General features: G+C 62.5%; 13 protein-coding genes. 11 read left to right on the top strand and 2 right to left on the bottom strand.

Features of this window, described 5'->3' with window-relative positions; all coding sequences use genetic code 11:
• The coding region (locus VF515_10445) for a hypothetical protein (protein ID HEX7408052.1) at positions 1–282 on the top strand (282 nt) is incomplete at its 5' end.
• Positions 283–590: 308 nt separating this feature from the next.
• Here VF515_10445 and VF515_10440 read toward each other — a convergent pair.
• On the bottom strand, positions 591–1,022 hold the full coding sequence (locus VF515_10440; GenBank protein ID HEX7408051.1) for a type II toxin-antitoxin system VapC family toxin: 432 nt from the start codon (positions 1,020–1,022) through the stop codon (positions 591–593).
• A 189-nt stretch (positions 1,023–1,211) separates the two neighbouring features.
• Between VF515_10440 and VF515_10435 the strand changes: the two genes are divergently transcribed.
• From VF515_10435 to VF515_10405, 7 genes are all read left to right on the top strand, one after another.
• Positions 1,212–1,733: a hypothetical protein gene (locus VF515_10435; protein ID HEX7408050.1), complete on the top strand. Its 522-nt coding sequence runs from the start codon at positions 1,212–1,214 to the stop codon at positions 1,731–1,733.
• Between the two features lie 272 nt (positions 1,734–2,005).
• The gene (locus VF515_10430; GenBank protein HEX7408049.1) at positions 2,006–2,353 is read left to right on the top strand and encodes a hypothetical protein; all 348 of its coding nucleotides are present in this window, start codon (positions 2,006–2,008) and stop codon (positions 2,351–2,353) included.
• Positions 2,354–2,775: 422 nt separating this feature from the next.
• Positions 2,776–3,987, top strand: a complete 1,212-nt coding sequence (locus VF515_10425; GenBank protein HEX7408048.1) for a CoA transferase — start codon at positions 2,776–2,778, stop codon at positions 3,985–3,987.
• Entirely contained in the window at positions 3,942–5,429 is a 1,488-nt protein-coding gene (locus VF515_10420) for a CoA transferase (GenBank protein HEX7408047.1), read from the top strand. The genes VF515_10425 and VF515_10420 overlap by 46 nt, the downstream gene beginning before the upstream one ends.
• 90 nt (positions 5,430–5,519) lie before the next feature.
• Positions 5,520–5,924: a nucleotidyltransferase domain-containing protein gene (locus tag VF515_10415; GenBank protein HEX7408046.1), complete on the top strand. Its 405-nt coding sequence runs from the start codon at positions 5,520–5,522 to the stop codon at positions 5,922–5,924.
• 65 nt (positions 5,925–5,989) lie between these two features.
• Positions 5,990–6,355, top strand: coding sequence for a DUF86 domain-containing protein (locus VF515_10410; GenBank protein HEX7408045.1), 366 nt, complete (start codon positions 5,990–5,992; stop codon positions 6,353–6,355).
• Between the two features lie 158 nt (positions 6,356–6,513).
• Positions 6,514–7,956 (top strand): aspartate aminotransferase family protein, encoded by a 1,443-nt coding sequence (locus VF515_10405; GenBank protein HEX7408044.1) that lies wholly within the window; start codon positions 6,514–6,516, stop codon positions 7,954–7,956.
• Positions 7,957–8,018: 62 nt separating this feature from the next.
• Here VF515_10405 and VF515_10400 read toward each other — a convergent pair whose 3' ends face one another.
• Positions 8,019–8,900, bottom strand: coding sequence for an enoyl-CoA hydratase-related protein (locus VF515_10400; GenBank protein ID HEX7408043.1), 882 nt, complete (start codon positions 8,898–8,900; stop codon positions 8,019–8,021).
• 221 nt (positions 8,901–9,121) lie between these two features.
• Between VF515_10400 and VF515_10395 the strand changes: the two genes are divergently transcribed.
• The 3 genes from VF515_10395 to VF515_10385 all read left to right on the top strand — a co-directional run.
• Positions 9,122–10,000 carry a xanthine dehydrogenase family protein subunit M gene (locus VF515_10395; protein ID HEX7408042.1) on the top strand — a complete coding sequence of 293 codons (879 nt, stop codon included), beginning with the start codon at positions 9,122–9,124 and terminating at the stop codon, positions 9,998–10,000.
• A 31-nt stretch (positions 10,001–10,031) separates the two neighbouring features.
• Positions 10,032–10,541, top strand: a complete 510-nt coding sequence (locus tag VF515_10390; GenBank protein HEX7408041.1) for a (2Fe-2S)-binding protein — start codon at positions 10,032–10,034, stop codon at positions 10,539–10,541.
• 121 nt (positions 10,542–10,662) lie between these two features.
• Positions 10,663–11,079, top strand: a 417-nt coding sequence (locus VF515_10385) for a xanthine dehydrogenase family protein molybdopterin-binding subunit (protein ID HEX7408040.1), incomplete at its 3' end; no start/stop codon positions are given.

Here is an 11,079-nt window from a genome sequence, read left to right as displayed (position 1 = left end):
TATCAATCGCTCGGATTTCTTTCCGTGCCCGATGCCGAAGACTGGGCGCGGGCTGGGCAGGCGATCCGTCGCCATCGTCATGTGTACGGAGACATCGAGCCGCGCGCGCATCTGAACGACGTCCTCATTCTGCTGTCCGGTGCCCGCATCGGCGCCGAAGTCGTTACCGAGAACGCTGTGCCCTTCACCCGCTGGGTGTTCACCCGCTGGGCCGTTCTCTTTCGGCGCATGGGGTTTCCCGTCCGTGTGCGAAAAGTGCGCCGGGAAGATCATCGCGACTGAGCTCACGCGTTCAGACCGAGGGTATATTCGAGCCATGGCGTTCGCACGCCGCAGGTCGAACCTTTCGACTTTATGTGCAAGACCGCCGAGGGTGGCCTTGCACAAGAACTCCCAGCGGGCGCCCTTCGATACGCCGCCAAAAGAGGGCGGCTACTCAGGACGAGCGGTTGGTTGTGCAATGTCAAGGTGTTTTGCCGCTCACCCTGAGTAGGCCGCATCTTCTCAGCGGCCGTATCGAAGGGTGCCCGCTGGTTACCGGACTTTTTGTGCAAAGCCGCCGAGGTGTTGCTGAGAAACTGCGTGAAGGCTCACGTTCTGGAGCGCGATGGCTTGAACGGGTAATACTCGACAGCGCACATCTTCGCGTCTCGAATGACTGGATCGGCGGTGATCAGCTTCAGATTCCGCGCTGCGGCAGTGGCAACGATGGTTCGGTCAAACGGGTCTCCGTGGAAGTCTGCGGAGAGGTCGTTGGTCTTCGCGGCGATCGCCGGCGTCAACTCCAGCACTTGCACGTCGGCGGACAATCCAGCCGTGAACAGCTGCAGCAGTGTGCCCTCAATATCCAGCCGGCCGAGTCGATAGAGGATAGCTGTCTCAAGCAAGCTGATGCTGCAGAGACCTTTGGTTTCGGTTGACGCCAACAGGCGCCGGACGCGTTCCGGGAACACTTCTGGAAGGGTCACGCCGTTGATCCATGGGGCCGTGTCGAGCAGGTATCTCACCGCAAGCCTTTCCATTCGGACGACGGAATAGCTTCGGGCGACACCGGTCTCCTCAGGCCGAGGTGTTTCCCCGCTCCGAGAAAGGACCGGGGCCGCTGTGCCGGAACAATCCGGACGTAGGGCTTTCCGAAGCGCGTCACCAAGATCTCCTCTCCGCCGGCAGCAGAATCCAGGAGACCAGCGTCCCGACGCAAGGATCGAAGCGTGACGGTTTTCATGTCAGACACTATGTCAGACAAACGCGATCGCGGCAAGGCGGTGATCCACCGCAGGTCCGCTTTGATGTCTTTACGTCAGAAAACCACATGCGTGGAAGCCTGCGCGGCTTTTGAGCCAAACGAACCTTTAGAATTTTTCTCAGATATGGCTAGGGACATCGCGCTCGGCAACGCGCCTTGCTCCGACTGCACGGCCGCTGCCTGCCCGATCACCGTCGATCAGATCCTCGAAGCGGTGAACAACGCCCTGAACGGGTGCGCGGCGCTGATCGAATCAGTGACCGCAACCTATGCTGCTAACTGTGGGGTTCCGACCGATGTGTCTTCAGTATTCGGTAGCTGTTTGGGACAGTCCGTTTGCAGCATCACGTTCACTGCACCTGATCCAGCCTTCGGCTGCGCGAAGGACTTGGATGTGAGCTACATGTGCAGCGGTGATCCCGCCTTGCGGCACGTCCATGTTGCGCCCGAGGCCTTGCACAAACTGGTCACTCTGTCCTGCAGCTAGGCCGAAGACTCTGTCCAGACTGTCACGGTGTAACGGCGCTTTCAGTAAGACGGGCTCCGCGCCGTCTGGTACGTGCAGGTCGGCATGGCGCGGCTGGTTTCGCGTCGGGGCGTTACGATTCGTGTTCCGTCACGGTGTAGCTTGCGTTGACAACCGCACGCGGATTGCGTTGCCAGTCCGTAGCCGCAAGCTCTCGGTGGCGAACTCACGGCATCGTGGGCGATGTTTGCGAGTTGTTGTTGAGGCCACCAAAGGAACGGAAGGAGAAGAGCATGGTCACACACGACAAGCAAGGCAACAAGGTCACGCCGTGGTTTGAGACCCTGAAGGTTCCTGAGACCGATAACCTTTATCTCGACATCGGCCTTTGGAAGGAGTTGGAGATGACGATCATGATCTACTACCAACACCAACCGCACCAGTGGCGCCCGCCAGCACTCCCGCTTGAATATTGGGAAAAGGTACTGAACTCGATGAGTAAGCTATGGTCAACGTATCTTTGCAAGTCTTGTACTGGCGGAGGTCCTTGTTCTCAGTGCAAAGAGACTCGATGGAAGGACTTCAGCCGTTGGCAGCAGGCTGGTTCCCGGATAGGCCCCGACAACCGCCCCATCCTTTAGAGGATCGTGGCGAAGCAACCGTAGGGTGGGCACTGCCCACCTACAACCCGGTCAAGCATGGTTTGGTGAGATGCCCCCACCTGTGGCCGCACTCCAGCTTCATGCGATGGGTGCGGCAGGGGGCGTACGCGGCCAATTGGTGTTGCGGCTGCGCGGTGCGGCGGGGTTCGGTTCCGGAGTTTTCCGATATCGCCAATACCATTGGCGAGTGACCAGCGTCTTTCGAGCTTGCGGCCAACGGAGACAGATCAGAGTGGTGGGCAGTGCCCACCCTACAACTACTGGCTGCTCCGGTCTGGCTACCGGGAGAATCTGGGGCTCCCTGTGCCGGCGCTTGTTGCCACCTTCGGTCGCCGTGGGATAGAAGCAGTGTCGGAACCAGCAACGCGGGTTGCTGGAACAACATAGAGAGAGGAAGAGACGTGGCCGGGGCATTGGAAGGAATACGAGTCATTGACCTGACGGTGTGGTTTCAGGGTCCGGTGGCCGCTCAGCACCTCGCTGACTTCGGCGCCGAAGTGATCAAAGTCGAACGCCCGCAGGGCGGCGATCAGGGCCGCGGCGTGCGCAGCATCAAGGCGCTGCCGGTGGGCGATTGGAACCAGTACTTTCTGGTGATCAATCGCAACAAGAAGAGCATCGCTCTCGACTTGAAGAAGCCGGCGGGCCGCGAGGTCATGTATCGCCTGGTTGAGAAGTCGGATGTGTTCCTCTCCAACATGGGCATCGGGCTGCTGGAGAGCTGGGGACTCGGCTACGAGAAACTCAGCGCTATCAACCCGCGCCTGGTGTACGCCACCAATACCGGATATGGGCGCTTTGGAGCGGTGAGCAAGCCGTCATTCGACATGACCGTGCAAGCGCTCACCGGCATCATGGCGCGCCTCGGCGAGCCGGACCAGCCGCCGATTTATCTGGGCATGGGTTCGGGCGACGCCTACGGCGGGCTGATGTCGGCGCTGGGGATCATGCTGGCCCTCTATCACCGCAACCGCACGGGGAAAGGCCAGATGCTCGATGCCTCGCTCTACGGCGCGCAGCTGTTCCTCACTGCCCCCACGCTCCAAGCCTATCTCGCGACGGGAAGCGACAAGTACTCGAAACAGCAATCGAGGAAGACGGCCGAGAATCCGCTGCGCAACGTGTATCGGGCGAAGGATAAGTGGGTGTTCCTCTGCTTGCCGAACACCGACGAAAGCTGGTCACGGCTGTGCCGGAGTCTCGACGGAGCCGAGGTCGCGAGCGATCCACGCTTCGACAGCGTGGAGAAACGTCACCGCAACGCCAAGCGGCTGATCTCGGGTCTCGCCAAGGTCATCAAGCGCCGCAGCGCCGCGGAGTGGATGGAGCGCTGGAACGCGCTGGGCATCGCCGCCAGCCCGATCCAGAATCTGGCGGATCTTGCCGCGGATCCCCAGGCCTGGGAGAATAACTACTTTGTCGAGACGTACTGTGAAGAGGTGCAACGCCAGGTCAAAGTCCGGGGACTCCCCATCGGCCTCAGCAAGACCCCAGGGGTGGTGAACAGCCTCGGCCCGGAGCTGGGGCAGGACACCGAGATGATTCTCACCGAGACGCTTGACTACTCCTGGGAGCAGGTGGGAGAGCTCAAAGAGCAAGGGGCTATCCTCTGACAAAGAATGCTGTCGATAAACCCAGCGGGCGGGCTTCGAGACGGCCCCTGGAACGACGGGGCCTCCTCAGCCCGAGCGGTATTGTTATTGAATCTAAAAGGAAATCTTCCGCTCGCCCTGAGGAGCCGCCTTCATCTAGCGGCGTCTCGAAAGGCGCGTTTCGGGGAAAATCGACAGAATCCACAAGGAAGTCGAGAGTCGAGAGTCGAGAGTCGAGAGCGGGGCAAGACAATAGCCCCGGTCCGCTCGCAGGCATCCGCGTCCTCGATATGGGCACCATGCTCGCGGGGCCGTACGGGGCGACGTTGCTTGGTGATCTCGGAGCCGACGTCATCAAGGTCGAGTCCTTCATCGGCGACGACAGCCGCCACCTCGGACCTGAGCGCGAGGGGGAGCGGTCACCATTCCTGAGTCTCAACCGCAACAAGCGGGCGATGGTGTTGGATTTGAGACGGGAGGCCGCACAGCAGGTCTTTGCCCGCCTCCTGGCCACTACCGACGTGCTGATCACGAACATCCGTGAGCCGGCGTTGTCGCGCCTCGGCGTCGATTACGAGTCCGTGCGCAAGCACCGCAACGACATCGTCTGGATCGGGGTAACGGCGTTCGGGGCCGACGGGCCATACGCTGGCCGACCTGGGATCGACTTTCTGGCCCAGGGATATGCTGGGGCGCTCGTCTTGAATGGGCACCCGGATGGCCCACCGGTGCGGATGGGAATTCCAGTGGTGGATGTGATGACCTCACTGCTGGTGAGTACCGCCGCGCTCACGGCCCTGCATGCACGGGCGCAAACGGGCGAGGGCCAGCGCATCGATGTTTCGCTGCTCGATGCGTTACTGCACGCGCAATGCACCGGCTTCGCGCCGTATCTGCTCACCGGCGAGGTCACCCCGAAAACCGGCAACCGCAGCCAGTACTTCGCGCCCTCCGGGATTTATCCCTGCAAGGATGGCAAGAAAGCCGTCATCACGTGTCCCTCCGAGAAGTTTTTCCGCAACCTGTGCGCAGCGCTGGACGTGTCGTGGGTGGACGAGCCGCGCTTTCGTGACATCGACAACCGGCTGCGGCATCAGGACGAGCTGGACCGCCTGATCGAGGCGCGCTGCCAGAGCTTCACGCGCGAGGAGCTGGTCGAGCGACTCATCGCCGCGGATGTGTTGACGGCGCCGGTGAAGGAGATTCCCGAAGCGGTCGAAGACCCGCAGATCCTGCACAATCGGATGCTCGTCACCACCGAGCACCCGAAGCTCGGACCCATTCGGGTCACTGGTGTCCCCATTCACTTCCACGGCACGCCCGGCAGTGTCCGCAAACCTCCGCCGATGCTGGGTCAGCACACGGAGGAGATCCTCGCCGAACTGGGCTTCGGGCCGGAGGAGATCGCCAACCTCGTCCGTGATGCGGTCGTGGCCACGGGCACCGCGGTGCGTCGCAACTAGCGTCGATCACATCCGGGGGGCCAGCGGAGGTCGGGACCGTGCCGATGCAGTGCGTTTGACGCTCTACCAGGCGGGTGCGAAGATGCATCCATGACGATCGACACACGGCCTCTCGCGTCGGTGTTTGCGCGCTATCCAGTGGTTGCTGCCTACCTGTTCGGCTCGCAGGCAACCGGCACGGCCACGGCGCTCAGCGATGTCGACTTCGCCGTCGTCTTGGAGCCTGGCGTGTCCGCATCGGGGGACGTTCAGGCCGCCCTGATTTCGGATCTGATGTTGGTCCTGCGTCGCTCGGACATTGATGTCGTCATCCTCAACGCGGCGCCACCGCTCTTGAAGGAGCGCGCCATCTCGCGCGGCCGACTCGTCTACTGCCGCGACGATGTGGCACGGGTGCGCTTCGAAGTCGCGGCCCGTCGAGAGTACTTCGACACGCAGCCGCTGCGCGCCGCACAGGACCAGGCGCTGCTCGACCGCTACACGGCGGAGCGATGATCGACCGCGAAACACTCTGCCGCCGTCTGCACGCTCTCGAGGCCTACACCGCCGAGTTGTAACGGTTGGCGCAAACGATTCCGCGTTCGGCCTTCGACTCCGAGCTGAGCAATCAGTGGATGGTTGAGCACGGCCTCCAACTCGCCATTGAATGCGTATTGGACATCAGCAGTCACTTGGTTGCCGGGGAGCAGTTGGGTACGCCGGAGTCCTATCGCCAGGTGATCGAGTTGCTGGGAGAAGGCGGAATTCTGCCGGCGGAGTTCGTCAATCGGGTCCGCGGCATGCCTGGGTTTCGGAACATTCTGGTGCACGATTATCTGCGCGTCGACACGGCGGTCGTGTGGGACCTGCTGCAGCGCGGGCCAGCCCAATTCCGCGAGTTCATTCGGCACATTGCCGCCCACATCCGCACGCTCCCCGGCGCATGAGCCAGAATCCGGGAGGGAGAGACTTACCCGCTCGGTCCAGCAGCCATTTCATTTCAACTCTCGATTCTCGACTGTCGGCGTCTTCCACCATTGACCCGCACTCGGGCAGTGGCGTAAGCACACCCACGCGCCCAGGCAGACGCGCAAGGAGGCTGTCGATGAAAATTCCCGCGCAAGGCATGAAGCGAGAGGCCCTGTTTCAGCAGATGGAAGCGTACCGCGCCCACGACATGCCGTGGCGTGATGGGCGCACCTGGGCCTACATCTACGATCCAGGTCAGGAGGCGGAAGAGGTCATCAAACAAGCGTACATGATGTACCTAACCGAGAACGCCCTCGACCCCACCGTGTTTCCCAGCACGCTGCGCTTCGAGACCGAGGTGATTGCCATCGCCGCCTCGCATCTCAAAGGCGACGCGAACGTTGTCGGCAACTTCACCAGCGGCGGTACGGAAAGCATCATACTCGCCGTGAAAACCGCGCGCGACTACGCCCGTGCCCAGCGCCCGAAGATCACTCAACCCGAAATGGTCCTGCCCGCCACCGCGCACGCGGCCTTTCAAAAGGCCGGACACTTTCTCGACGTCAAGGCGGTGCTGGCGCCCGTCGATCCCAAAACGTTCCGTGCCGACGTCACGGCGATGCGCCAGGCTATCACCCCGAACACCATCCTGTTGGTCGGATCAGCGGTCTCCTACGCCCACGGCGTCGTCGACCCGATCCGTGAGATCGGGCAACTCGCGCTGGAGCACAACCTGCTCTTGCATGTGGACGCCTGCATGGGCTTCTTGCTCCCGTACTTCCGCCGCTTGGGCGCGCCGGTCCCGGAGTTCGAATTCAATGTGCCGGGCGTGACCTCCATCTCCATGGACCTGCACAAGTACGCCTTTGCCGCCAAAGGCGCCTCCACCATCCTCTACCACAACAAGGACCTGCGAAAATATCAAATGTATGCTTGCGCCAACTGGAGCGGCTACACCGTGATCAATGCCACCGTGCAGAGTTCCAAAACGGCAGGCCCGGTGGCCGCGGCGTGGGCCGTCCTGCATTTCTTCGGTGACCAAGGCTACCTCGAAATCGCGCGCCAGGTGCTGGACGCCACGCGGCGGGTTGCTGCCGGTATCAAACAGATCGACGGCCTGCGCCTGCTTAGCCAGCCGGACATGAACCTGGTCGCCTTCACGTCGGACACGGTGAATGTCTTCCACATCATCGACGAAATGAAGACCCTCGGCTGGTACGTCCAGCCGCAGCTCAGCTTTCAGAGCTCGAAGGAGAACATTCACCTGTCGATCAACCCGGCGAGCGCAAAATGGGTCGATGCCTTTCTCTCTGATCTGCGGGTGTGCGTGGAAAAAGCACGGAACCTGAAGTCAGGCGAGCTGGCTGCGACGATCAAGTCCGCACTAGCGAACGTCGATCCGGCTTCGTTGACCGAGGAATCTCTCAGTCAGATGCTTGGCATGGCCGGAATCCAAGGCAACCAGCTGCCCGAACGCATGGCCGATATCAACGAGATCCTCAACGCGCTGCCGGTGTCTCTGCGCGAACGCCTGCTGATCGAATTCCTGAACGACTTGTACCGATTGCAGGAGGGTTGAGATCGGTTCCGCGTCCTGCCGACCGACCTTCGGAAGGCGTGGAACCAAGTCCGCATGGGAGTTCACTCTTCCTTCTTCTCGTATTTTTTCACCAACGCCTGCCGCATCTCCCGCTCTTGTTTGCGCAGCTTCCAGAATTGCGGGCGGCGCTTTTCGGTGAAGGCGGCGCCCCCCTCTTTGCCCTCGGGCGTATCAAACCAATCCGGATAGAACTGGCTCGAAATGACGCCGAGGTCGGCGTAGCCATCCATCTCTTGATCAAAGGCGGCTTTGAGAATTTCCAAACAACCGGGACTCAGCTGAAGCATTTCTTCGCACCACTTGTCCACTTCCGCTTCCAGCTGCTCGAGTGGTACCACCTTGTTCACCAACCCCATCTCGTACGCTTCCAGCGCCGTGTAGCGCCGGCAGAGCATCCACATCTCGCGCGCCCGCTTGGCGCCCACGACCTTGACCAGATACGGGACGAAAAAGCCGTCCGCCGGGCTCGACACCCGCGGCCCGGCTTGCCCGAAGATCGCGTTCTCCGCCGCGATGGTGAAGTCGCAGCAGTAGGCGAAGTGGTTGTGGCCGCCGAGGCAGTAGCCCTGCACCGCCGCGATCACCGGCTTGCGGGAGAGGCGGACCAGGCGGTTGTGCGGATAGCGGTTGTAAAACGCTTCGCGCAGCCCCCACTTCTCCCACTCGACGTCGCCGCCGGCCCCGAAGTGCTTGCCGACGCCGGCGACGATGATTGCGCCGATCGCGGTGTCGTGGTTGGCGTCGTAGAAGGCGCGAAACATCTGGTCCACCGTGCCTAGCGTCATGGTGTTGAACTTCTGCGGCTTGTTGATCGAGACGCGCGCCACGCCGCCCTCCGATTCGGAATGAAACTTCTTCTCGTAGATAATTTCCTCGAATTCCAGCCCCGGGCCTTGAACGCGTTCCCAGTTGGTCCAGCTCATGGCGATATCCTTTCTGCCGGACCAAAACCTCAATGGGTTTGGTTAGTCAAGTCAGAGAACATTTTGCGGTACTCGCTCTGTTCTTTCGCGCGGAGTTCCGGTATGAGCCAAACGACCGTTTGTCTGGTTGTTATACTCGGCAACGAGAGGAGAGCTGTGGGTGCAATGCGTGCCGCAAAGTAACAGTATGCCCTGAGCGCGCAACCCAGCGAATCGAACGAATGAAACCACCACGGTTTGAGTACGCCGCGCCGACGACGGTGGCGGAGGCGGTGTCGTTGCTGCAACAGCACGAGAGTGAGGCGAAGATCCTGGCCGGCGGGCAGAGCTTGATGCCGTTGCTCAACATGCGGCTGACCCGGCCGGGGCTGTTGATCGATCTGGGCAGAGTGGCCGAGCTGCGCTACCTGCGCGAGACGGACGGTGGGCTGGCCATCGGGGCAATGACCACCAAGCGCACGGTGGAGGACTCGGCGATGGTGAAGAGCCGCCAGCCGTTGCTCCACGCCGCCACGCTGCTGATCGGTCACGCGCAGATCCGTAACCGCGGTACGGTGGGTGGCTCACTGGCGCACGCGGACCCAGCCGCCGAATACCCGGCGCTGGCGGTGGCCGTGGACGCGCAGCTGCGAGTGGTGGGGCCGAAGGGAGAGCGCACGATTGCGGCGGCGGAGTTTTACGTGAGCTATCTGACCACGGCGCTGGAGCCCACGGAGATATTGACCGAGGTGCGCTTCCCGGCGCTAGCGAACGATACGGGCTGGTCCTGCGCCGAAGTCGCCCGCCGGCACGGGGACTTTGCCATGACCGGGGCCGTGGTGACGGTGCGGCTGGGGAGCGACGGGCGCTGCGCCCAGAGCCGCATCGTGCTGTTCGGGGTGGGGCCCACACCGCTGCGGGCGCTGGCGGCGGAACAGGTGGTCATCGGACAGAAGCCGAGTGAGAAGCTGTTCGCGCAAGCCGGGCAGCGGGTCAGCGAAGCGATCGAGGAACCATTGTCCGATGTGCACGCCTCGGCGGAGTACCGCCGGTATCTGGCGCAGGTGCTGACGCGGCGCGCGTTGGCCGAGGCGGCGGCGCGGGCCAGAGGTGCGGCGTGAGGCGTCGCGTCAGAGACGGCGAGGGGGTTGAATGACACCGCCGAGACCGATTCGGCTAACCGTGAACGGCGTTAGCTATGAGGCGGCGGTGGAACCGCGGACCACGCTGGTGGACTTTCTGCGTCAAGAGCTGGGACTCACCGGTACCCATGTGGGCTGCGAGCAAGGGGCCTGCGGGGCGTGCACGATCCTGTTGAACGGACAGGCGGTGCGGTCGTGCCTGATGCTGGCGGTGCAGGCCGACGGCGCGGAGGTGATGACGGTGGAGGGACTGAGCCGGGACGGCCAGCTGCACCCGCTGCAGCAAGCCTTCATGGAAGAGCACGGGCTGCAGTGTGGGTTTTGCACCCCGGGGTTCTTGATGTCGGCGTATGAACTGCTGCGGCAGCATCCGCAGCCGACCGACGACGAGATCAAGGAGGCGCTGGGCGGCAACCTCTGCCGCTGTACGGGGTACCAGGCCATCATCAAGTCGGTCCGCTTGGCGGCGACGAAACTCAGCGCGGCATTGCCCGCTGCCGCGGGGACTGTCGGTAAATGACCGGCCGCTGGTTTCGTATGCCGTATTTTCCGCGTGCTTCCGGAGGGGCGCAGCATGCTGCGCCCCTACATTCGGAGAAGATCGACCCTCCCTCTGGCAGAGGGGAGGGGTGAGGGCGCCGATGGCTGCGGAGATGACCAAGACGCTGTCGGATCTGCCGGTGAGCGCGATCCGTTTTGTCGGTCGGGCGGTGAACCGGGTGGAGGATCCGCAGCTGCTGACCGGGCGCACCGAATTCATCGACAACGTGGTGCTGCAAGGCATGCTGCACTGTGCGATCCTGCGCAGCCCGTATGCGCACGCGCGCATCACGCGCATCGATGTCCGCGCCGCGGAGCAGCTGCCGGGGGTGGTGGCGGTGGTCACCGGTGAAGAGGCGCGGCGCACGACCCAGGTGATGGCCAGCCTGCCACCGGAGTGGGGCACCTACTGTCTGGCGGCGGACAAGGCCCGTTTTGTCGGGGAGCCGGTGGCGGCGGTGGCGGCCAGTAGCCGGTACGTGGCGGAGGATGCCCTTGAGCTCATCGACGTCGAGTAC

The organism is Candidatus Binatia bacterium (assembly GCA_036382395.1).
Taxonomy (GTDB): Bacteria; Desulfobacterota; Binatia; order HRBIN30; family HRBIN30; genus JAGDMS01.
Note: the sequence above shows the minus strand (reverse complement) of the source record. Positions and strands in the feature narration are given on the sequence as shown.

Bases quoted from the DNA above. Each gene is read 5' to 3' on its own strand.
- VF515_10405 (HEX7408044.1), top strand. From the start codon at position 6,514: ATGAAAATTCCCGCGCAAGGCATGAAGCGAGAGGCCCTGTTTCAGCAG.
- VF515_10400 (HEX7408043.1), bottom strand. From the start codon at position 8,900: ATGAGCTGGACCAACTGGGAACGCGTTCAAGGCCCGGGGCTGGAATTC.
- VF515_10415 (HEX7408046.1), top strand. From the start codon at position 5,520: ATGACGATCGACACACGGCCTCTCGCGTCGGTGTTTGCGCGCTATCCA.
- VF515_10390 (HEX7408041.1), top strand. From the start codon at position 10,032: ATGACACCGCCGAGACCGATTCGGCTAACCGTGAACGGCGTTAGCTAT.
- VF515_10440 (HEX7408051.1), bottom strand. From the start codon at position 1,022: ATGGAAAGGCTTGCGGTGAGATACCTGCTCGACACGGCCCCATGGATC.
- VF515_10395 (HEX7408042.1), top strand. From the start codon at position 9,122: ATGAAACCACCACGGTTTGAGTACGCCGCGCCGACGACGGTGGCGGAG.
- VF515_10430 (HEX7408049.1), top strand. From the start codon at position 2,006: ATGGTCACACACGACAAGCAAGGCAACAAGGTCACGCCGTGGTTTGAG.